We start from the raw sequence: 23355 nt of genomic DNA on the forward strand, positions 1-23355 counted from the left end.
TCTAAAAACTCAAATTATTTAATATGCACAACGGGTTAACTATAATAAATTATTTTACACTAAAAGTCCAGAGAGTAAAAATCGTTATGAATTTCAAAATGAATATAAAATATCTAAAAAATTGAAAGATAATTGGTATTTATTGGAACGAATTGAGTAATACAATTTCAAAATTTATTGCTTAAACTGTATCTTTGCATCGATTTTAAAGAAGCAAATGTCCAATTATTTTCAATATTTTAAACATCCAATTACTACGTACGAACTTCCCAAAAAGTTTGATTATCCATTTTATTATGAACCTACTGAAATTGCGAAGCAAGCATGTAGAGAGCTACAAGAATACTTGGAAAATCAAACCGATTTTGAACATAATTTTGGTTTAGAAAATGACCAATCTTCCACTCCAATTGGTAAAATGTTTGGTGTTTTAGTTGTTCGAAATCAAAAGAATGAAGTAGGATATTTAGCGGCAGTTTCAGGTAAATTGGCTAATACTAATCAACACAAATTTTTTGTTCCACCTATTTTTGATATGTTGAATAAAAATGGTTTTTTCTTAGAACAAGAAGAACGTTTGAATGAAATCAATCGTATTTTAGAATCATTAGAAAATGATCAAAACTATCTACAACTTAAAGAAGATTTTCTTCAATTTGAAATCAATTCTAAATTAAAAATTGAAGAAGGAAAACAACTTTTAAAATCAAATAAAAAAGACCGAAAATCTCAACGCGAAACAATTTCATCAACTTTATCTGAAGAAGAAATTCAATTTTTTGAAGAAGATTTAGTAAAACAAAGCTTACGAGATAAACATGAATTTAGAGTTTTGAGTGAAAAACTTGATGCTGAAAAACAACTTTTATTAAACAAAATAAATGTTTTTGAGAATGAAATCAATTCTTTAAAAGAAGAACGAAAAATAAAATCTAATTCTCTTCAAAATCAATTATTTAATCAATATCAATTCTTAAATAAGTTTAAGCAAGAAAAAGGATTATTAGAGATTTTTTCGAACACTGTTTTTCAACAACCTCCAGCTGCTGCAGGAGAATGTGCTGCACCCAAATTATTGCAATATGCGTTTCAAAATGATTTAGAACCAATTTGTATGGCTGAGTTTTGGTGGGGAGATTCGCCTAAGTCTGAAGTTAGAAAACATGGACAATTTTATCCAGCTTGTACAGGAAAATGTGAGCCTATTTTAGGACATATGTTGGATGGAATTGAACTAAATGAAAACTTATTGTTGAAGCAAAATTCAACTGTTGAAGAATTAGAAATTTTATATCAAGATGATGATCTGGTTGTTATCAATAAGCCAGAAGAGTTTCTATCGGTTCCAGGAATTGAGATTAAAGATTCGGTTTATCTTAGAATTAAACATCAATTTCCGTTGGCTACAGGTCCGATTATTGTTCATCGTTTGGATATGTCAACTTCTGGAATTCTTGTTTTAGCTTTAAATAAAGAGAGTCATAAACTTCTTCAACAACAATTTATTAAACGTAAAGTTAATAAACGCTATATTGCCCTTTTAGATGGAAATATTGAGCACGATAATGGTTTTATAGATTTGCCTTTGCGTGTCGATTTGGACGATAGACCACGACAAATGGTTTCTTATGAACATGGAAAAATGGCGCAGACAAAATATGAAGTCATTGCAAGAAAGGACAATAAAACGCTTGTCTATTTTTATCCGATTACTGGTCGTACACATCAATTGCGCATGCATGCTTCGCATCGTTTGGGACTAAATGCACCAATTATTGGCGATGATTTATATGGAAAAAAAGCAAATCGTTTGCATTTACATGCTGAATCTTTGGAATTTACTCATCCAAAAACGAAAGAATTGATGAAATTTCAGGTAGAACCAAATTTTAATCTCTAATTTTGCGAAAGAATACAAAAAATGGAAAATAAAGATTTGACAATACGAGAAGTGATTTATCGCGATATGGATACGTTGATTATGGCAAAATTGAAAAACGGATCTAACATTTCGATTGATGATTTGATTGATATTTCTTCTTATTTAGCAGCAAGTTTGTTCCGTGAACGTTGGAAACAAAAAGGTGAGTTGAGCGAAGAGGAAGTGAATATCGTTTTAGGAAATTTAGGTGATTTTTGCAACGAACATTTTGGTGAATATTTTACGCAACAAGATTTTGATAAAATTGTAAAAATTTCTCAATTACTATTACAAAAACCTACGTTTGATAACGATTCGAAAGAGTTTTTTGATGAAATATTGAAAAAATAGAGAAAAAACTAAGCATAAAAAAACCACTTCATTAGAAGTGGTTTTTTGTTATATCTAAAATTGATTAATCAATTACTTTTCCAATTAAATCAAATTCGTAAGCTTCGATAATCTCTACATTTACAAAATCACCAACTGGTAAATAGGTATCAATTGCAGAAATCAGTACTTCGTTATCAACGTCTGGTGAATCATATTCTGTACGTCCAATAAAATTCTCACCTTCTTTGCGATCAATCATTACTCTAAATTGTTTTCCAATTTTTTCTTGATTCAAATCGTACGAAATCTGAGATTGAATTTCCATAATTTCTTCAACACGTTGTTGTTTCACTTCTTCAGGAACATCATCTTCCAAATTATAGGCATGTGTATTTTCTTCATGAGAATAAGTAAAACATCCCAAACGATCAAATTTTTGCTCTTGTACCCACGCTTTCATTTCTTGGAAATCCTCTTCCGTTTCACCTGGATAACCACAAATCAACGTTGTACGAATCGCCATATCAGGAACTTTTGTACGCATTGCATCTAACAAAGCATTCGTTTTTTCGTGTGTTGTTCCACGACGCATAGATTTTAATAATTTCGTCGAAATATGTTGTAACGGAATATCGATATAATTACAAACTTTTGGTTCTTCACGAATTACATCCAAAACATCTTCTGGGAAACCAGCTGGAAATGCATAATGCAAACGAATCCATTCGATTCCTTCAATTTTAACTAATTCTTTTAATAAGGTCGCTAATTCACGTTTTTTATAAATATCTAATCCATAATACGTTAAATCTTGCGCAATCAAAATCAATTCTTTCGTTCCATTTTTCGCCAATTTAGTAGCTTCTGTAACTAAATCTTCGATTGGACGAGAAACATTTCCTCCACGCATCAAAGGAATTGCACAGAAAGAACAAGGACGATCACAACCTTCAGCAATTTTAAGATATGCATAATGACGAGGAGTTGTTGTTAAACGTTCTCCAACCAATTCGTGCTTATAATCTGCACCCAATGCTTTTAATAAAAGTGGTAATTCTCGCGTACCAAAATATTGGTCAACATTTGGAATTTGCTCAATTAAATCTGGTTTGTATCGCTCTGACAAACATCCTGTCACGAAAACTTTTTCCACCAAACCATCTTCCTTACGTTGCACGTAATCTAAAATTGTATCAACACTTTCCTCCTTTGCATTATCAATGAAACCACAAGTATTAATCACCACAATTTCCCCAGATTGCTCATGTACAACCTCTTTCCCATTGGCTTTCAGCTGTCCCATTAACACCTCAGAATCGTATACATTTTTAGAACATCCTAACGTAATTACATTAATTTTCTTTTTTCCAGTCGATTTTGTACGCATTACTCTAATTTAAGTCTGCAAAATTACGAAATATTTGAGAGAACTGACCGAAAAGATTGAATGGAACAAGTATAAATAGCTAAAATAAAAATTTTTAAACCTAAATAACTTTAAAGAGAATAGATTTCTAAACAACTAACTATTTTAGAAAATTAATCAATTATTACGATATTCTACTTGAAATCTATTTAATAAATATATTTTAACGAATTGATTAACAAAATATAACAAGTCATTTATAGTTTAATTTCAACAATAAATGTTAAATTTGAGCTAATTAGTATTTTAAGTTAGATGTCAAAGCAATGCTTTGAAATTAAGAAGGTCAAGATTTCTCTTGACCTTTATTTTTTATATTTAATCGATATGATAATGACTCGGAAAAGCCTTTTTAGGATTCTGTTTGAGAATATTCAACCTGAATTGACTTTCTAAAAATCCATAACCATAATTGAAAAATTGAATTAAAGTTGTTTGAATCGATAATAAACCAACTACCGCAGATTTAAAACGAATAGTTGAGAAAATAAAAATCAAAAACATGTAAATTAACCACAAAACAAATGGGGTTTGAAGAATAAATCGATGTTTTGGAAGAATAAAACTCAACAATAAAAATAAAAATGCAACTAAAGTTCCGACAAAAAATAAGCTTGGAAACCAAAAAGTTGGTTTGATATAATTTGGATGACGTTGATTAAGAATTGGGCGTGCAACTCCAAATTGATAAACTTGTTTCGCAAATTTCTTTAACGAAGTTCTACGTTTATGTATCACTTTCGAATCTTGAAATAATCGCGTTTCAAAATCATTTTCCCACAAACGCATTGATAAATCTGGATCTTCTCCAACACGTAAATCAGCAAATCCACCCGTTTTTTTGTACGCTTTTCGAGAAATTCCCATATTAAAACTACGTGGCTGAAATTTACCAATTTGCTTTTTTCCTCCACGTATTCCTCCTGTTGTTAAGAAAGAAGTCATCGAAAAAGTAATTGCTTTTTGCAAATCTGTAAACGAGTCATCTGCATCATCTGGTCCGCCAAAAGCGTCAACAAAATTAGTTGTCAATTCTTTTTTAACCGATTCAATATAAGTCGAAGGAATAATCGTGTCAGAATCTAAGAAAATGAAATAATTTCCATTCGCTTTTTCCATTCCATAATTTCTTGATTTTCCTGGTCCTGAATTTGTTTTGTAATAATAATGAAGATCTAATTGAGTTTCAAATTTAGCACAAACCGCATCCAATTTATTTTTAGAACCATCATCTACAATAATAATTTCGAATGATTTATCCGTTTGTTTTGTTAAACTTGACAATAATTCTGTCAATTCATCTTGACGTTCATAAACGGCAATAATTATCGAAAGTTTTAAATCTTCTTTTTCCAAAATAAATTATTGATTGAATGATTCTTTCAATTCTAAAGTTACTTTCTGGATTTCGTTCAAATCCTTAAAATGATTCGTTTTGAAAGTAGATTTTGATTGATTCAATTCATGAACAATAGCCAAAATTGTATCCAATGGACTTTGCTCCTCTCCTTTCGAAGTTTCGTCAAAATTAATTCCAACCAAAGAAACTTCTTCAATCATTCCGAACAACCATTCTTCTAAAAAAGTATTCAAATCTATCGAATCAATTTTATGATTTGCCCATTGATTTTGTTTCGCTTTTTCAGCTAAATCTGTATTCGACCAAAAACAAATTACCTCTAAATTAGAGCCATCTTCGTACTCAAATTCTTCCGAATACGAAATAGCAAAACCTTCTTCAGAAGTTAAAAGATATACTTTTTGATCTTGACAAATTTCTTTTATAAATTGACTCACTTCTTTTAATTTTGATTTTTAGTTTTTTTACTTCCTTCGTACATTTCGTATTGTAAAAAGTCGCATTCTAACTTACCGTTAAACACTTTTACCTTTTTCGAAGGACGTAAACCGACATATTTTTTGGCTTGTAAATCTGATGTGATAAACCACGCCAATGTATTTGGATAACTCGATTTTAATGTGTCTCCAATTTGTTTATAAAATTCTTGGTTATTGTTTTCAATACGCTCATCATAAGGCGGATTGAACACCAATAAAACTGGGAACAATTCCTTTTTAGATGTAAAGAAATCTTGATTTCTCACTTCAATGAAATCTTCTAAATCAGCAGATTTTATATTCATCTGCGCGATTTTTACCATCATTGGAGAAATTTCGTAACCTACAATTTTATATTCTGATTCCTTGATTCGATTTAAACGCGTATTACGAATTTGTGTAAACAATGTTTCGTCATAATCTGGCCAGTTCTGAAATGCAAAATGCTTACGATGAATTTGTGGCGGAATATTATTTGCAATCATCGCCGCTTCAATCAACATTGTTCCTGAACCACACATTGGATCAAGGTAATTTCCTTTTCCATCATAACCTGCTTGCAACAACAAACCTGCTGCTAAAACCTCGTTAATTGGAGCTGGACCAGTTTCTTCACGATAACCACGTTTGTGCAAAGATTCTCCCGAAGAATCTAACGACAACGTAATTTTATCGTGTGAAATATGTAAGTTGAAACGTACATCTGGAAAATCTTTATCAATGCTTGGACGACGACCATTTTTTTCTTTGAATCGATCTACAATAGCATCTTTCACTTTAAGCGCTGCGTAATGCGAATGCGTAAAATAATCTGAATGAACAGTTGGATCAATCATAAAAGTTTGATCGACATTTAGATAATTTTCCCAATGGAATTTTTTGAATTTCTCGTACAATTGATGATCATTTTTCGCAGAAAACGAAAGAATTGGCTTCTGTATACGAAGTGCCGTACGCAAGCTATAATTTGCTTTGTACATAAAACCTAAATCGCCATTAAATTCAACCATTCGGTTTTGAATTTTAACATCTGCCGCACCCAACGCTTTTAATTCTTGCGCTAATATTTCTTCGAAACCAAAAAAGGTTTTCGCAATCATTCTGAAATTTTCCAAGGAAATAAAATTTTTACAAAAGTACGGGAAATAAAGGAAATTGAGAAAGGAATAATTGTTTTTCGATATTCTAAACTAATTTATATCTTAACAAAAAATATTTCATGGATCAAGAAACTAAATATGAAAAAATATTGGTTCGATATTATAGTAAGGTTTTAGAAGAAGAAATAGTTGAAACACTTTGGACAGAAACCATAGACAAAGAAAAAGGATTATATAAAATTGAAAATATTCCGTTCTATGGTCCATGTTTTTCAAGTGACGATATAGTATTTGCTGAATATGATAACGATGAAGAATGTTTGACTTTTAGAAAAGTAATTGAATTTTCTGGAAATTCGACAGTTCAAGTTATAATAATGAATGATGAAATTAATAGAGATGATATTAGAAATATTTTCAAGAATTTGAATTGTGAAAGTGAAGCGCTGAATGAAAAATACTTTGTTCTAGAAATTCCTTTAAAAATAAATTATAAATCTGTTTTTGATAAATTAATCGAATTACAAGAAAATGAATTTATTGCTTTTGCAGAACCTGTTTTATCAGAAAAACATCGTGATGAAACCAGATAATAATCTTAATAATATTTCTTAATTTCTATATTTTCCTTCATCGACATTCTTCGTACCTTTCGGCTATTAAAGTTTAATTTTTTAGAATTCGATATAAAATGGAAAAAATCACAGATCGTCTTTCAGCTTTGAGAGAGGTTATGAAACAAAATGGAGTTAGCGCAACAATTATTCCTGGAACAGATCCGCACGGAAGCGAATATTTACCAAATCGTTGGAAAGAGCGTACATGGATTTCAGGTTTCAATGGATCGGCTGGAACTGCAGTTGTAACATTAGAAAAAGCGGCTGTTTGGACGGATTCGAGATATTTTATTCAGGCAGAAGATCAATTAAAAGACACGACTTTTGAGTTGATGAAAATGAGAATGCCAGAAACTCCTTCTATCAACGAATGGATTATTTCTCAATTAAAAGAAGGAGAAGTTGTTGGTCTTAATCCGCAAATGTTTGCGCACAATGCTTTTGCAGAAAATTATAACGAGTTTTCATTCAATCAACTTTCAGTTAAAAATATTGATTTAATTGATTTAGCTTGGCAAGATCGTCCTGCTTTACCAGAGAATCCATTCTATATTTATGATGTAAAATTTGCTGGAAAATCTGCTTCAGAAAAAATTTCGGAAGTGCGCAATGAGATGAAAAAAGCAAATACCAATGTATATATCATGAATTCGTTGGATGAAATTGCGTGGTTATTTAATATTCGTGGAAATGATGTTAACTATAATCCATTGACAATTTCATATGCCGCTGTGGATACAGAAAATGCGTATTTATTTATAGATGAAGCAAAAGTAACTCCAGAAACAAAAACTGCTTTAGCAAATGAAGGAATTACAATTCAACCTTATTTAGCGGTTTACAATTATTTAAAGAAACAAAACGAAAAATCGCATGTATTGGTAGATGGAAATCGAGTTAATCAATCGTTATACGAAGCAATTTCTACTTCTTCAACTATTAATTTAATTGCTTCTCCAGTAACAAATCTAAAATCTGTTAAAAACGAAATCGAACAAGAAGGCTTCAGAAATGCAATGGTAAAAGATGGTGTTGCATTGACGAAATTTTTCATGTGGTTAGAAGAAAATATCGAAAATAACATTAATGAAGTTACAGTTGATGAGCAATTGAAATTTTTCCGTTTACAACAGGAAAATTGTAAAGGTGTAAGCTTCGGAACAATCTGTGGATACGCTGATCACGGTGCAATGAACCACTACTCTGCTTCACCTGAAACTGCTTATACATTAGGACGAAAAGAAATGTTGCTAATTGATTCTGGAGCTCAGTTTTTGGAAGGAACAACAGACATTACGCGTACATTGATGTTAGGAGAACCAACGACACAACAAAAAACAGATTATACCTTAGTTCTTAAAGGAAATATTGGTTTATCGCAAGCTATTTTTCCTATTAATTCTCGTGGTTCTTTGTTAGATGTTTTGTCGCGTAAAGCGCTTTGGGAAAACGGTTTCAATTACGGACACGGAACTGGACACGGTGTTGGTCATTTCTTATGTGTGCACGAAGGGCCGCAAAGTATTCGTTTAGAAGAAAATTTAACGCCACTTAAAGCTGGAATGGTACTTTCTAACGAGCCAGGTTTGTATCGCGATGGTGAATACGGAATTAGAATAGAGAATTTAATGATTGTTCAACCAGCGATGTCAACTCAATTTGGTGATTTCTTGAAGTTTGAGATTATTACAGTTTTCCCAATTGAGAAAAATTTGATTGATGTTAATTTAATGACAAACGAAGAAATTGCATGGTTGAATAATTATCATCAATTTGTTTTCGAGAAAATTTCTCCATTCTTAGATGAGAAAGAAACAACTTGGTTAAAAGAAAAATGTGAGGCTATTTCTAAGTAAATTTAATTTCAACAAAAAGTCATTCTAAATTCGTTTCAGAATCAGACATAAAAAAATAAGAAACTGAAAATAAATTCAGCTAGACAAAAAAATCCTATTCGAAAGTGAATAGGATTTTTTATTTCCCATAAAATTTGTATTATTGCAACATATTTGCATTAAGAAATGAAAAGACGAAATACACCAACCAAACAAGCGGTTATTGATTTGTTCAATTCGTGTACGACTGCATTAAATCAGGAACAAATTGAAACACAATTGCAAGGAAAAATGGACAGAGCAACGATTTATCGTATTCTGAATAATTTTTGCGAAGACGGAATGATGCATAAAGTTGTGGGAGATGACGGCGTAAATTATTTTGCGATGTGCAAAACCTGTTGTGAACATACACACCACCACCACGATCATTTTCATTTTCGTTGCACAACTTGTAATCAACTTATTTGTTTGAAAGAAGAAATAAAAATTAATTTACCCGAAGGATTTTCGATGCAAGATTGCAATTGCGTCATCACAGGAACTTGCTCAAATTGCCAATAATAACAACAATGGATTTACAATGGTTTGTAAAATGGTTTAACTCGCCATATTATCATATTTTATACAACAACAGAAGCTTAACAGAAGCGGAAGATTTTATTCAAAAAATCACGAAATATTTACAACTTCCACAGTACGCAAAAGTGTTAGATTTAGCTTGTGGAAAGGGACGACATGCTATTACATTAAATAAATTAGGTTTTGATGTTTTGGGAATCGATTTATCTGAAGAAAGTATCAAGTACGCTAAACAATTTGAAAATGAATATTTAAAATTTGAAAAACATGATATGCGCGAAGTTTATCATCCAAACGAATTTGACGCGGTTTTCAATCTTTTTACAAGTTTTGGTTATTTTGAAAATTATGAAGATAATTTTAAAGTTTTTGAAACTGTAAAACAACAAATAAAATCACATGGAATCTTTGTTTTAGATTATCTGAATGCAGAAAAAGTAGTTTCGACAATGATTCCTTATGAGGAAAAGCTGATTGATGGAATTTTATTCAAAATCACAAAATCTGTCGAAAATGGTTTTATCAAAAAAGAAATTGATTTCACAGATAAAGGCGAAATATTTCATTTTGAAGAGTTTGTTCGTTTAATTTATTTCAACGATTTCAAAAAAATATACGAAACGGAAGGTTTTATTTTAGATAAAGTATTTGGAAATTATAATCTTGATGCTTTTGATGAACAAACTTCTGACCGATTAATTCTAGTTTTAAACAAATGAAAGAAAGTTTAATCTTAATTTCAAGTGTGTTAATAGGAGTTTAATTTTCTCGAATATTACTCAAAAATAAACACAACTCAAAACTGCTACTAACCTTTAGTGGTGCGTATTTTTTGGCGATGACCGTTTTAGAAATTTTGCCACAAGTCTATGGACATCCATCCGAAAATCATAGCCATCATTCTATTGGATTGTTTGTTTTATTAGGTGTTGTTGTACAATATATTTTAGAAACGATCAGTAAAGGCGTTGAACACGGACATATTCATTTACACAAAAAAGAGCAATTTCCTTTCGGAATTTTTGGCGGATTATTTTTACACTCGATTATCGAAGGAATTCCTGTTGCAAATGCAGAATCTCACAATTTTATGTGGGCAATTTTTGTTCATAATATTCCAGTTTCAATGATTTTGTTTAGCGCATTATGTCAACATACAGAATCTAACGCAAAGCGTTTTTTGTTTATGACCTTGTTTGCTTTAGCTGCTCCAATGGGGTATTTCTTAGGAAAACATACCATTATTTCTAATTATTCTTTGGAAATGAGTGCAATTGTTTCAGGAATATTTTTACACATTTCTACAGTAATCTTATTTGAAAGTAATGAAGGACATAAATTTAATTTGAAGAAGTTTGGTTCTATTTTAGTCGGTTTTATTCTCGCTTATTTAACCGTTTCAATGCATGTACATTCTCATTAATATATAAAAGCAACTTATTAAAAGTTGCTTTTTTTATTTTTAATAATCACTATATTTATTTAAATAAAGTTTAAAATGAATAAATTAAGCCAATATATTCTACTATTAATAATTATCACAAGTTGTCACAATTCCTTTGATGGTAAAGCTAATAATGCTTTACAAGGAAATTGGATAAAAGAATATTATCCTGAAGAAACTATGATAGATGAAGATTTACCTCCTCCTGATTTTTTTTTCAAACCTAATGTTTTATACACTTTTCAAAATGATACATTGTTTGACGCTAATCAATTTCACAATTATAATAAAAAAACAAAAAAAAATAATTATTTAGGTTATAAGACAAAATTCATTATTAAAGATTCCATTATTTATTGGTACAATACACTAACAAAACAAGATATCGAGTATGGTGAAATAAAGAAATTTACAAATGATACTATTTACTTCGAAAACTTTATGCTTGTTAAAGAAAAAGCACAACAAGTTTATCAAAACAAATTTGATGCAATAATCGTTACAAGTAGTGGTTGTTATGGAACTTGTCCTATTTATAATTATCGAATAGAGGCTGATGGGACTTTTATATATGATGGTGAAAAATTTACAAATATAGAAGGTCTTTACAAAGGCAAAATTAATAAGGAATATTTTAATTACTTTAAAAAAATATTAAATCAGATTGATATTAAGAATTTACCAAATAAATATGAAAGGCTTGCAACAGATGGTAATTACGAAGAATTAGTCTTTGTAAAAGACGAAAAAGTAATCAAGAAAATTTCATTCTATTTAAATGATGGACCACCGAAAGTTAAACAATTATTAGATATTTTACGATTGATGGATTATTATTTGGAAGATAAAAAACCGTATCAATCTCAAAATTATTTTTCAATTCAAAACCCTCTTTATTTTTATAAAACAGAAAATGGAGAAGATTTTAGTAATTATCAGATGTTCTATTTATGGACAGAATTGATGAAACATCAAACAAATCCATTTAAATTTACATCTAAAACTATAAAAATAAACAATTTTAGACCTAATTATTATTGGAATTCTGAGCACAAATATTTTAACCCAAAAAGTTTAGAATCATTGGAAACGGATCATCAACGCTTTCAAATAAAGTTTAAAAATGAACCAATACAATATTATGATTTGGGTTATAATTTTTTAGAGAATAATAACTATTATACAAATTAAAAAAAAGTTCAAAATTTGAACTTTTTTTTTAATTATAACATTTTTCGATGATCTAAAACAAGAATTTCTCCATTCGAAACAAATTTCCATTTTTGATCTTTTTTACATTCATTTTTTGGTGTCGAAGATTTAATATTAAATTCGACTTCTTTGTTTTTCATCAAAATTGAAGTATGATAATCGCATTCACCAATTTTTACATTTGTCGATACATTATCATTTGCCAATAAATCCGTTTCTGGAATAGATTTTATTGCTTCATTAATAATATTCAAATCTAATTCATTGTAAATCAAATCAAAATTATCTGTAACTAAATTTGTCGATAATCGAAATGAATTTGCCTCAACATCAGTACGAATCGCTGTATTTTTAGTATTCAAATCTAATTCTTCGATACGTTTTGGACAATCCAAATAATCTGGAATTTTCTGAGCTTGCTTACTTTGTAAATCTTTCTGAAAAGCTGTAAGTTCAGAAAATAATTGTTTTTTTTCGGGTGAAGCTTCTTTAAATTCTGTTGTTTCTGTTAATTCTTGTTGAGTGAGCTTTTTAATTTCAGGTTTATTTTCTGAACAATTAAATAAAAGAATTAAAGTAAAAAATGAGTAAAAATAATGTTTCATAAGCAAGAATATTTGGTTCTACTAATTTATGAAACATTATTCTCAATTTCAATTATTTAACGTTCTGAATTATAAATTTAATATAAATGATAAATTGAGAAATATTAATTAAGATTATTTATATTTTTCTAAATCTAACCCAAGAATATCTCCAACTTTAGAAAATTCTTCATTTACCTTTGCATTCAAAACAAGTTGTTCATTTGTAATTGGATGATTAAACACTAGTTCATGCGCGTGAAGCATCATTCCTTTCAATCCAAAATTCTCTAACCACAATTTATTTTGCTTGTTACATCCATGCGGACGACTTCCCAAAATTGGATGAAAAATATGACGAAAATGCTTACGCAACTGATGCATACGACCAGTTTCGGGAATTGCTTCTACCAAACAATAACGTGAAGTCGGATGATTGTTATATTCTAAATCAATTTCTGCCGTTTGTAAACGATGAAAATAGGTAATTGCATTTTGCTTTACACCATCATCATTCGTCAAATCATAGTCTATCGTCATTTCTTCTGGCGACCAACCACGCAAAATAGCCAAGTATTTTTTCTCAACTTCGCGTGTTGCAAAACGATCATTCATAATTTTTAAACTTTCTTTATCTAAAGCAAAAAGCAAAACTCCTGACGTTTTACGATCCAAACGATGAATGGGATAAACATGTTGTCCACCAATTTGATTGCGTAATTCCTGAACCGCAAAAACAGACGCATCACGCGCATAAAAAGATTTATGAACCAACAATCCACTTGGTTTGTTAATGGCAATAATATATTCGTCTTGATAAAGAATTTCTAACATTTGGCAAAAATAGAAAGTTATTTTCGGTTAGAAAATAGAACAGTATTATATTTATTGCTTAATAAAATTGAATGAAAAAAGGATTGATTATTGGAAAAGGTTGGTTGGGATCAAGATTAGAAAAGTATTTAGAAAAGCAATTTTTGATTGAAACTACGAAACGAATTTCGGATGCAGAAAATTGTTTTTCAATCGATTTTGATCATTACAAATCTGAAAAAATTAAACACAATTATGATTTTGTTATTGTGACAATTCCATTTGGAAGAAGAAATAATTTAGACGATTTACAGAAAAGATTTCAGCATTTAATTGACTTTTTAGGAGATTATAATAATCAACTTATTCTGCTTAGTTCAACAGCAATTTATTCTGAAAATAATGAAATTATTTTTGAAAATCCAATTGAAACTATTCATTTAAATAATCCTTATTATTCAATTGAAAATCAATTAAAAGAAAAATATAATCAATTAATCATTTTACGTTTAGGCGGACTAATGGGAAACGATAGATTTCTTTCTAAATATTTAACTTTAGAACATTCTAATCTATCTCAAATGGTCAATCATATACATTATCTAGATGTTTGTCAAGTGATCGAAAAAATAATTCATATAAATAAAAATTCATCAATTTATAATATCGTTTCACCAGAACATCCTACTAAAGAAGAAGTGTTAGAATATCAATTAAATAAGAAAATTATTTCCTCTATAAGTCGTGAAGGAAAAATAATTTCAAGTCAAAAAATACAAGATGAATTTAATTATGAATTTCTTTACCCAAACCCAGTTTACTTTAAGGAAAATTAATTTCTTCTCTTTCGTTCTTTCGATTTAAATACAAAATAAAATGTTATCACTGATATAACAGTAATTAATATTGTGTCCCAATTTTCTTTGAATAAAGTCGTGATATTTTCCATTCTTGATGTTTATAAAGTTTAAAATTATAAAAAAAGCTGCTCTTACGAACAGCTTTTTAGGAATTTATCTTAAATCTATTTGATTAAGCGTGAATTGGACGATTGTCTGTAGCAGCTAAAGCAGCTTCTTTGATCGCTTCTGAGAATGTTGGGTGAGCATGAGACATTCTTGTTAAATCTTCTGCAGATGCACGGAATTCCATTGCTACAACTCCTTCTGCAATTAAATCAGCAGCACGAGCACCAATAATATGCATTCCTAAGATTTCGTCTGTGTTTTTATCAGCTAAAATTTTAGCAAAACCGTCTGTATCCATAGATGCACGAGCACGTCCTAAAGCTTTGAAAGGGAAAGAACCAACTTTGTACTCTACTCCTTCTTCTTTTAATTGCTCTTCTGTTTTACCAACTCCTGCAACTTCTGGCCAAGTATAAACAACACCAGGAATTAAGTTATAGTTGATATGAGGTTTTTGACCTGCTAATTGCTCAGCAACTAAAACACCTTCTTCTTCTGCTTTATGTGCTAACATTGCACCAGCAACAACGTCACCAATCGCATAAATGTTAGAAACATTAGTTTGTAAGTGATCGTTTGTTTTGATACGACCTCTTTCGTCAACCTCTACTCCTACGTTTTCTAAACCTAAAGATCCTGTGAAAGCACGACGACCAACAGCTACTAAAGCGTAATCTCCGTTAATTTCGATTTCTTCTCCTTTTTTAGAAGTTGCTTTTAATGTAACATCATTTCCGTTATTTACAACAGAAGTTACACCAGTTGAAGTGTGGAATTTCATTCCTTGTTTTTTCAATACTTTTGTCAACTCTTTAGACAAAGCACCATCCATTCCTGGAATAACACGGTCTGCATATTCTACAACAGTTACTTGAGAACCCAAACGTAAGTAAACAGATCCTAACTCTAATCCGATAACACCACCACCGATAACGATTAAGTGTTTTGGAACTTCAGATAAAGCTAATGCTTCTGTAGAAGTGATGATACGAGTTTTATCTGTTGGTGCAAATGGTAATTCAGATGAAACTGATCCAGTTGCAATAATTGTATTTTTAGCTTCAATTTCTTGAGTAGAACCGTCTTTAGCTGTAACTACAATATGAGTTGCATCTTTAAAAGCACCAGTACCTTCTAACACATCAATGTTATTTTTACTCATCAAGTATTTGATACCAGCTACGTTAGTATCTACAACACCTGCTTTTCGAGCAATCATTTGAGTGAAGTTTACTTTTGGAGCATCGATTTCGATTCCGTGCTCTTTAAAGTGATTTACAGCATCGTAATAGTGGTGAGAAGAATCTAATAAAGCTTTTGATGGAATACATCCTACATTAAGACATGTACCTCCTAAACTTTCTTTCTCGATAATTGCTGTTTTAAATCCTAATTGCGCTGCGCGAATAGCTGCAACATATCCTCCAGGTCCAGCACCAATTACGGCTACATCATAAGAACTCATATAGTTTTATTTTGATTTATTATTATAATTAATTTAAACTCTACAAATATAACCAATATCGAATAGATTTTCGTTATAAAATTGTAATGAATTTTGTTAGGAAATTGGGAAAAATAAGCTATTCTTTAATATCTGATTTGATAAAGTTTAAAATTTCATCTTCTGTGCACAATTCATAATCTGGCTCAATTCCATATGGATAAATGTTCTTTTTAGCATCCATCATATATCCAGCTGTTAAATTAAGCATATCGCCATTAGACAATTTTGTATTCGTATTCATAGTAGCTGCTCCCATCGTTTTCTTACCTAGAACTTTCACATTCGAAAGTGATTTTAACGTAATTAATGTAGCTTCGCCCGCACTACTTGTCCTATGATTAATCAAAACATAAATTTTCCTTGGATGAATTGTATTTATTATCGGATAATTAATATATCCTTTTGATAAATTATTAACTCCATTAAAAAAACATCCATCTTTTTTTGACCAAGGAATATCATCATTATTAATTTTAGAATATCCTAATACATTATCTTCAAAAAATGGTAATAAAGATGTTATCATTACCCAATTAGAACCTCCCGTATTATCTCTCAAATCGATAATCCAATAATTAGAATTTGCTTGTTCAGAAATAATTTTCAGATTATTGAAAATATAGTCTTTATCACTTATTGTTTTATTGTACCCATGACGCTTAATCCTAATATACGCAACGTCAGGAATTTTAGTTAACTTATTATTATCTTCTACTTTTAACAAACAAGCGCTATCAACTTTTGCTTTCGGAAAACGACCTGTTAATAACACTTTATCTTTCAACTTTTGCTTTCGGAAAACGACCTGTTAATAACACTTTATCTTTCGTAAGATAATGTGTATGATTATTTCCTAATAAAGTAATTGCCTCTACAATCGCCGAATCTTTCGATATTTTAGTTTTCTCGATTACTTTTTTCTCCAAATTCTCCCAATCAATTTTATCTCTATCGATAAAGCCTTTTTTCATGACAGAAAATAATTCTTCATAATCAGATGGAATCTCTGAAACTGATGATTCACTAACGATCTTTTCTTTACAACCAAATGTAAAAAGGATCAAAAAAATAAAAGAAAATTTATTTATCCTCATTGTTCTCTAAATTCATATTATGAAATTTAAAGATAAATGATTTTTAAATACTATAAACTTTTTCCTCTAAAATACCGGATTCAATTTCAATTGGTTGTTCGCTCTGTCTAAAAATTCGGGCCGATAATTTTCCTTTCAATTCCACTACTCCATTTTCTACACGAAGCCAACTTCCTTCTCTCAATCCAACGACAACTTGATGATTAAACTTGTGAAATTCATTGATACGAGTTTCTCTTGTTTCACCTTTATGTGTAGAATTTGGATCAGGATCCAAATAATGCGGATTAATATTAAAAGGTAAAAATTGTAACGCATCAAAACTTGGCGGATAAACAATCGGCATATCATTTGTTGTACCAATTGTTAAACCTGTCAAATTACTTCCAGCACTTGTACCAATATATGGTGTTCCGTTATGTACAGCACTTCTCAACTCTTCTACCAAACCAATTTCATACAACGTTTTTAGCAATAAAAATGTATTTCCTCCTCCAATAAAAATCGCTTTCGCATGCAAAATTGCTTCTTTTTTATTCTCGAAAGTATGCAAACCTTTTACAGAAACCCCAACCGTTTGCAAAGCATCTTTTACATTTTGCGTATATTCATCGTACGAAATTCCCGAAGGTCGCGCATAAGGAACAAAAATAATTTCATCAGATTGAATAAATTCTTTGATTTCATCTTTTATATATTCTAAAAAACTATAGCCGTGAATAGTACTCGTACTTATCACTAATAGTCTATCATTTGGGTTTATCATGTTATTGAATTTTAACTCAAAAGTAAGTTTAAAATAAGAAAGTAGGTAAAAAATTGACAAAAAATTATACCGAATTAGATTACTTTTGTGCAATTCTAAAAAAATAGAATTTCAAGATTTTTAAATCTGCATGAAAAAAATAGTACGCTTCATAATACCTTTATTCATAGTTGTCATTATGATAATAATTGGAATAGAACAAACACTTCGAAAAATTCCCAACGATTACAAATACAAAGCAGATTATTTAAAAGAAAATGGAAAACAAATAGAAACTTTGATTCTTGGAAGTTCACATACTTTTACAGGGCTCAATCCAAAATTATTTACCAATAAAACTTTTAATGCTGCACATTCTGCTCAATCACTAGATTTAGATTATAAAATTTTTGAACAAAATCGAAAATATTTACCCAATTTAAAAACCATTATTATTCCCATTTCGTATTTTTCGTTTACAAAACAATTGAATAATTTTAATCAAAAGAAATTAAAATATTATTCAATTTATTGGAAAATTGATATAAATAATAACGACTTTAATCTTAATTACGAAATTTTTTCAGAACCTATTGATGTTAATTATAATCGAATAAAAGATTATTGGATTCAGGATAAAAATAATTTAACAATAGATATTAATGGTTATATAAAAAAGCGATACGAACCAAGTTGGAATGATAGTATTTACGCTAAAAAAACGTTTGAAAGACATCGTGCAAATTTAAATTCAAATCAAGTACAACGTATTATAAAAACACATTTTTATGATTTAGAACAAATTATAAAACAAGCAAAATCAAATGATATAAAAATTGTTCTATTGGCTACTCCTACAACCAATTTATATAAAAATTATGTCATAAATACACCTCAATATTTCAACTTAAAAAATAATATTAATCGCTTATCGAAATACGATAATGTCGTTTTCATCGATTATTTTATTAATAATAAAGATTTCAATAAAAAAGATTTCAAAAATTCAGATCATCTAAATGCAAAAGGTGCTGATAAGTTAACGTTGAAAATAGATTCTATTATGAATAAATAAAATAAGTTCTATAAATTTTCTCTTTTTTTCTTCACTTATTTCAACATTAAAATCATCTTCGTATCTTCACCTCTCAAACAACAAATAATGAAATTCGTTACTTTCTTAGACAATCGACAAGAAAAAGTAGGTCTTGTTTTGCAAGACTCTATCTATGATTTGACACAGATTAATCACAACTTACCCTCTACCCTAATTGATATTTTAGCTGATGATGATTTTTCACTTATAATTTGTCAACAGATTACAAACGAAATCAATCGTGGTGAACATAAGAAAGCTCTAGTAAAAGAGCCTCAAATCTTGGCTCCAATACCTCATCCTTCAAGTTTTAGAGATGCGTATGCGTTTCGTCAACATGTAGAAACTTCTCGGTTGAATAGAGGTTTGGATATGATTCCAGAATTTGATCAATTTCCTGTGTTCTATTTCTCTAATCATCAAGCTATTCAAGGTCCAGGAAAAATAATTGCCATGGAAAAACATTTCAATCGAATGGATTTTGAACTTGAAGTCGCTATTGTCATCAAAAAAGAAGGTATCAATATAAAAGCAGAACATGCAGATGAATATATTGGTGGTTTTATGATTTTGAATGATTTAAGTGCACGTGCGTTACAAATGGAAGAAATGAAACTGAATCTTGGTCCTGCAAAAGGAAAAGATTTCGCTTCGATGTTTGGTCCATATTTAGTAACACCAAACGAAATCGAAAAATACAAAGTTGAGCCTAAAGAAGGACATATCGGAAATTGTTATGATTTAGAAATGTCTTGTTCAGTCAATAATATTGAAGTTTCTCATGGAAATTTCAAAGATATGCATTGGACTTTCGCCGAGATTATCGAACGTATTTCGTATGGTGTCAAACTTTATCCTGGTGATATTATAGGGTCTGGAACGGTTGGTACAGGTTGTTTTCTTGAATTGAATGGAACTGGAAAACGTCAGAATCCAGCTTATAAAGAACAATGGTTACAACCAAATGATACTATCGAAATGTCTGTTACAGGATTAGGAAAATTAGTAAATTCTGTTCATCTTTATACCCAATAAACTCAACTTATGCAACATACAAAATCTTTTGAGCCAAATACAAGTCAATTTAATGACATTTTCAAACACGCTATTTCTCCACGTCCTATTTGCTTTGCAAGTACGATAGATAAAGACGGAAATGTAAATTTGAGCCCATTTTCATTCTTCAATATGATGGGACAAAATCCGCCTATTTGTGTATTTTCTCCACTTCGAAAAATGAGAGATGGATCGACAAAGCATACATTAGAAAATGTTTGGGAACACCCTGAATGTGTAATTAATATTGTCAATTATAACATGGTTCAGCAACAATCGTTGGCAAGTGTGGAATATCCAAAAGGTGTAAATGAATTTGTGAAAGCTGGTTTTACAGAATTACCTTCAGAGTTGGTTAAACCTCCTCGTGTAGCAGAATCTCCTGTTCAGTTTGAATGTAAAGTGCGTGAAGTAATTTCTGTTACAGATCAACCAGGTGCAGCTAATTTGGTGATTGCTGAAATTGTGCGCATGCATGTACAAGAGGATTTACTGGATGAAAATGATAAAGTTTCGCCTTATGATTTGGATTTAGTTGCTCGTATGGGAGGTGATTATTATTGCCGAGTTATTCCAGAATCGATCTTCGAAGTCGAAAAACCTACGCGTACAATTGGTTTGGGAATAGATCAACTTCCTGACGAAGTGAAAAATTCTAATTATTTAACAGGTAATAATTTAGGTCAATTAGGAAATGTAGAAAAATTACCTACAGATGAAATGATTCTTAATTTCAAGGAGCAATTGACAGAACGATTAGATATTCAAAAGTTTAAATCAGCAGAGGTTCGTCATCAAGTTGCTGCAAAACTTTTGGAACAAGGAGATGTAAATGGTGCGTGGTATTGGTTATTAATGAAAATTTAAACCATGAACAAAACTGCATTGGTTTTAGGAAGCTCAGGTTTGATTGGTTCTCTTCTCTTAGAAAAGTTATTCAATCATCCTGATTATTCTACTATTATCACAATTGTTCGAAAACCTCAACAAATTAATCATCCAAAATTGATTGAAATAGTTACTGATTTTAATTCGGATATTAATTTAGATGATATTGAAACGATTAATTCTATTTTTTCGTGCTTGGGAACAACACGAAAAAAGACGCCTGATTTAGATGCTTATCATAAAATAGAAGTCGATATTCCAAATCAATTTGCAAAACTTGGGATTCAAAAAGGGTTAACAAAGTTTCATTATATTTCGGCAATTGGTGCAAATGCGAACTCGTCCAACTTTTATTTAAAAATGAAAGGCGAAGCCGAAGAAACTTTGCAAAAGAATAATATCAAACAATTGTTCTTATATCGTCCATCTTTGTTGATAGGAAATCGAGCGGAATATCGTTTGGCTGAGAATATCAGTGCAAAAATTTTCCCTTTGATTAATTTCTTTTTACGAGGAAACTTATCTAAATATAAATCAATTGAAGCCGAAAAAGTTGCACAATCACTTCTTGAAAATGATTTACAATTAAACTCTGAAAAAGTTTCAGTTTTATATTACAACGAAATAATTAATTCAATAAATACAACACAATGATCATATTAGCCGTACTCTTACCTTGGTTATCATTCATTTTAAGAGGAAAAATAATACAAGGCGTTATTTGCTTAATCTTACAAATCACCTTAATTGGATGGCTGCCAGCTGCAATTTGGGCTGTTGCATCACTTTTGGACGGACGAAACAAAGCAAGAATCAAACAATTGAATAGATGATAAATCAATATAAAATAGCAAAAGATTCTATCAATTTGTACGTCACTTTAGAAATTAATCCTTCTAAAAGGAGAAAATTCTTTTTGTTCTTTTGCATTTTATTGATGATTTCAATTCCGATTAGTTTAATCACAATAATTGATTCGGAGCCGCAAAATTTCTTTGTTCCAATTTCTATAATCAGCTTCCTTATTTTCTATTTTATTATTCGATATTTTCTGTGGAATATTTATGGAAAAGAGAATATTATTATCAATAATAAGACAATTAGTTATAATCGAGATTTTGGTTTATATCAAACAAAATATTCTTCTATTAAGTATTCAAAATTAGATTTTGCAATTCAGAAAATTAAAAATGAAAATGATTTAGATGTTGGAGATTTAGTTTTCATTGATTATTTAGAAGATTCTCAATTACCAGAAGTTATTTTTCAGACTTCGATATTAATACCAATTAAAGATTTAAAGAAAATTCAACAAGAAATTGAATTGCATTTGTTTGATATTGACAAAGATAAATTAGCAAGGAATTATATTGTTTTCTCGCAAAATTGAAATAATTTTTAATAAAAAAGACAACTAATTAAGCTGTCTTTTTGCGTTATTTATGTTCATAATAATTTAAGATTTTATCTTCTTTCCCATCATTATTTTTATCACGATATTCTATCAACACCAGCGTATTTTCATCTACTTTTTGATATTTGTACACAGTTGTTATTCTTGTACCATTAGTTAAAATAAATTCGTTATTTCTTTTATTTACGATTTAATCTAGTAAATTCAATAATTATAGTGAGTTTTTTGAAGAATTTTCGAAATAATTTAGCACTATCAGAATAGAAAAGTAGATGAAAAAAATAATGGTTCTAATGGTTTGTAGTCTTTTGCCTTCTTTTGGAAATGCACAAGAATATACAACTAATAATATTATAATAAAACAAGGAAATAAAACATTTAATATTAATCAAGCTGATCAAACAATTACGCTTCGTCCTGAAGAATTTAGTATTGAATATCTAAATAAACCTTATCAAGAAAAGAAAAATCTGTTTTACGCTGCACAAGCATTAGTGACTGATAGTTCGGCTGATGTTAATTTTCAAGAAGGAATAAAAATAGAAAGCATACCATATTTTGAACCTAGTAGTGGTTTTGCTGCAGAGAAAAACCAAGTCATATATTATCCGTTTTTATCGTATGATGGACATCAATATTTATATTATGTTTCAAATAATGAAAAACGTGTGGATAAAATTGGAACGTCTGGAAATTGGGATATTTACAAATGGACATTAAAAGGTGTTTATCAATATGACGCTGAAATGGATTGGAATATTTACGACAACGATCAAGTACATATTGCTTTAATTATTGATCGAAATTTAGACGGAATTCTTCAAAAGGGTGAATTTTTCGACGTTCATATTAATTTTAAGAAATAACAATAATCTATATCC

General features: G+C 29.9%; 26 protein-coding genes. 16 read left to right on the forward strand and 10 right to left on the reverse strand.

The features are described 5' to 3' along the window. Positions 1 to 217 precede the first annotated feature (217 nt). Both B4L98_RS12155 and B4L98_RS12160 read left to right on the forward strand, forming a co-directional pair. Positions 218 to 1900 carry an RluA family pseudouridine synthase gene (locus B4L98_RS12155; RefSeq protein WP_291078322.1) on the forward strand — a complete coding sequence of 561 codons (1683 nt, stop codon included), beginning with the start codon at positions 218 to 220 and terminating at the stop codon, positions 1898 to 1900. Between the two features lie 21 nt (positions 1901 to 1921). After that, on the forward strand, positions 1922 to 2272 hold the full coding sequence (locus B4L98_RS12160; protein ID WP_219035247.1) for a hypothetical protein: 351 nt from the start codon (positions 1922 to 1924) through the stop codon (positions 2270 to 2272). 64 nt (positions 2273 to 2336) lie between these two features. Here the strand turns inward: B4L98_RS12160 and rimO are convergent, their stop codons facing one another. From rimO to B4L98_RS12180, 4 genes are all read right to left on the reverse strand, one after another. Beyond that, positions 2337 to 3641, reverse strand: a complete 1305-nt coding sequence (gene rimO, locus B4L98_RS12165; RefSeq protein WP_280037970.1) for a 30S ribosomal protein S12 methylthiotransferase RimO — start codon at positions 3639 to 3641, stop codon at positions 2337 to 2339. Positions 3642 to 3998: 357 nt separating this feature from the next. Beyond that, a complete protein-coding gene (locus tag B4L98_RS12170) occupies positions 3999 to 5036 on the reverse strand; it encodes a glycosyltransferase (protein WP_221855888.1) in 1038 nt (345 codons plus the stop codon). 6 nt (positions 5037 to 5042) lie between these two features. Next, a complete protein-coding gene (locus tag B4L98_RS12175) occupies positions 5043 to 5477 on the reverse strand; it encodes a DUF2750 domain-containing protein (protein WP_221855886.1) in 435 nt (144 codons plus the stop codon). Between the two features lie 5 nt (positions 5478 to 5482). Then, positions 5483 to 6640, reverse strand: a complete 1158-nt coding sequence (locus tag B4L98_RS12180; RefSeq protein WP_221855924.1) for a THUMP domain-containing class I SAM-dependent RNA methyltransferase — start codon at positions 6638 to 6640, stop codon at positions 5483 to 5485. Positions 6641 to 6738: 98 nt separating this feature from the next. Between B4L98_RS12180 and B4L98_RS12185 the strand changes: the two genes are divergently transcribed. The 6 genes from B4L98_RS12185 to B4L98_RS12210 all read left to right on the forward strand — a co-directional run bounded on the left by B4L98_RS12185 (position 6739) and on the right by B4L98_RS12210 (position 12288). Further along, a complete protein-coding gene (locus tag B4L98_RS12185; RefSeq protein ID WP_038331503.1) occupies positions 6739 to 7212 on the forward strand; it encodes a DUF4265 domain-containing protein in 474 nt (157 codons plus the stop codon). Between the two features lie 98 nt (positions 7213 to 7310). Beyond that, entirely contained in the window at positions 7311 to 9092 is a 1782-nt protein-coding gene (locus tag B4L98_RS12190; protein WP_291078324.1) for an aminopeptidase P family protein, read from the forward strand. Positions 9093 to 9257: 165 nt separating this feature from the next. Beyond that, the gene (locus tag B4L98_RS12195) at positions 9258 to 9635 is read left to right on the forward strand and encodes a Fur family transcriptional regulator (protein WP_221855881.1); all 378 of its coding nucleotides are present in this window, start codon (positions 9258 to 9260) and stop codon (positions 9633 to 9635) included. Beyond that, positions 9626 to 10372 carry a class I SAM-dependent methyltransferase gene (locus tag B4L98_RS12200; protein WP_291078325.1) on the forward strand — a complete coding sequence of 249 codons (747 nt, stop codon included), beginning with the start codon at positions 9626 to 9628 and terminating at the stop codon, positions 10370 to 10372. Before B4L98_RS12195 ends, B4L98_RS12200 begins: the two co-directional genes overlap by 10 nt. Positions 10373 to 10491: 119 nt before the next feature. Further along, complete coding sequence (locus B4L98_RS12205; RefSeq protein WP_291078327.1) at positions 10492 to 11076, forward strand: ZIP family metal transporter; 585 nt, start codon at positions 10492 to 10494, stop codon at positions 11074 to 11076. Between the two features lie 75 nt (positions 11077 to 11151). Beyond that, positions 11152 to 12288 (forward strand): DUF6438 domain-containing protein, encoded by a 1137-nt coding sequence (locus tag B4L98_RS12210; protein WP_291049304.1) that lies wholly within the window; start codon positions 11152 to 11154, stop codon positions 12286 to 12288. A 32-nt stretch (positions 12289 to 12320) separates the two neighbouring features. On the opposite strand, the gene B4L98_RS12215 is transcribed toward B4L98_RS12210, so the two are convergent. Further along, the gene (locus B4L98_RS12215) at positions 12321 to 12914 is read right to left on the reverse strand and encodes a hypothetical protein (RefSeq protein WP_291078329.1); all 594 of its coding nucleotides are present in this window, start codon (positions 12912 to 12914) and stop codon (positions 12321 to 12323) included. A 114-nt stretch (positions 12915 to 13028) separates the two neighbouring features. Continuing rightward, entirely contained in the window at positions 13029 to 13727 is a 699-nt protein-coding gene (locus tag B4L98_RS12220) for a pseudouridine synthase (RefSeq protein WP_038331486.1), read from the reverse strand. Between the two features lie 71 nt (positions 13728 to 13798). On the opposite strand from B4L98_RS12220, the gene B4L98_RS12225 reads away from it, so the two are divergent. Continuing rightward, positions 13799 to 14542 (forward strand): hypothetical protein, encoded by a 744-nt coding sequence (locus B4L98_RS12225; protein ID WP_286496295.1) that lies wholly within the window; start codon positions 13799 to 13801, stop codon positions 14540 to 14542. Between the two features lie 196 nt (positions 14543 to 14738). Here the strand turns inward: B4L98_RS12225 and lpdA are convergent, their stop codons facing one another. The 4 genes from lpdA to pepE form a co-directional block, all read right to left on the reverse strand. After that, positions 14739 to 16139, reverse strand: a complete 1401-nt coding sequence (gene lpdA / locus B4L98_RS12230; RefSeq protein WP_115000751.1) for a dihydrolipoyl dehydrogenase — start codon at positions 16137 to 16139, stop codon at positions 14739 to 14741. Between the two features lie 118 nt (positions 16140 to 16257). Further along, complete coding sequence (locus B4L98_RS12235; RefSeq protein ID WP_291059615.1) at positions 16258 to 16965, reverse strand: S41 family peptidase; 708 nt, start codon at positions 16963 to 16965, stop codon at positions 16258 to 16260. After that, positions 16955 to 17275: a hypothetical protein gene (locus tag B4L98_RS12240; RefSeq protein WP_125349335.1), complete on the reverse strand. Its 321-nt coding sequence runs from the start codon at positions 17273 to 17275 to the stop codon at positions 16955 to 16957. Before B4L98_RS12240 ends, B4L98_RS12235 begins: the two co-directional genes overlap by 11 nt. A 43-nt stretch (positions 17276 to 17318) precedes the next feature. Then, positions 17319 to 18041: a dipeptidase PepE gene (pepE, locus tag B4L98_RS12245; RefSeq protein WP_286496298.1), complete on the reverse strand. Its 723-nt coding sequence runs from the start codon at positions 18039 to 18041 to the stop codon at positions 17319 to 17321. 178 nt (positions 18042 to 18219) lie between these two features. Here pepE and B4L98_RS12250 point away from each other — a divergent pair, with 178 nt between their 5' ends. From B4L98_RS12250 to B4L98_RS12280, 7 genes are all read left to right on the forward strand, one after another. Further along, positions 18220 to 19095, forward strand: coding sequence for a hypothetical protein (locus B4L98_RS12250; RefSeq protein ID WP_286496299.1), 876 nt, complete (start codon positions 18220 to 18222; stop codon positions 19093 to 19095). An 87-nt stretch (positions 19096 to 19182) separates the two neighbouring features. Beyond that, positions 19183 to 20151, forward strand: a complete 969-nt coding sequence (locus B4L98_RS12255) for a fumarylacetoacetate hydrolase family protein (protein WP_219035164.1) — start codon at positions 19183 to 19185, stop codon at positions 20149 to 20151. Positions 20152 to 20160: 9 nt separating this feature from the next. Next, complete coding sequence (locus tag B4L98_RS12260; protein ID WP_291065967.1) at positions 20161 to 21039, forward strand: flavin reductase family protein; 879 nt, start codon at positions 20161 to 20163, stop codon at positions 21037 to 21039. Positions 21040 to 21042: 3 nt separating this feature from the next. Further along, a complete protein-coding gene (locus B4L98_RS12265; RefSeq protein WP_221856593.1) occupies positions 21043 to 21714 on the forward strand; it encodes an NAD-dependent epimerase/dehydratase family protein in 672 nt (223 codons plus the stop codon). Next, on the forward strand, positions 21711 to 21893 hold the full coding sequence (locus B4L98_RS12270) for a YqaE/Pmp3 family membrane protein (RefSeq protein WP_125349329.1): 183 nt from the start codon (positions 21711 to 21713) through the stop codon (positions 21891 to 21893). Before B4L98_RS12265 ends, B4L98_RS12270 begins: the two co-directional genes overlap by 4 nt. Beyond that, complete coding sequence (locus B4L98_RS12275; RefSeq protein ID WP_291065964.1) at positions 21890 to 22450, forward strand: hypothetical protein; 561 nt, start codon at positions 21890 to 21892, stop codon at positions 22448 to 22450. Before B4L98_RS12270 ends, B4L98_RS12275 begins: the two co-directional genes overlap by 4 nt. Positions 22451 to 22746: 296 nt before the next feature. Beyond that, positions 22747 to 23340 carry a hypothetical protein gene (locus B4L98_RS12280; RefSeq protein WP_291049288.1) on the forward strand — a complete coding sequence of 198 codons (594 nt, stop codon included), beginning with the start codon at positions 22747 to 22749 and terminating at the stop codon, positions 23338 to 23340. Positions 23341 to 23355: the final 15 nt, after the last annotated feature.

This window comes from Empedobacter sp. UBA5528, assembly GCF_002426075.1.
GTDB lineage: Bacteria > Bacteroidota > Bacteroidia > Flavobacteriales > Weeksellaceae > Empedobacter > Empedobacter falsenii_B.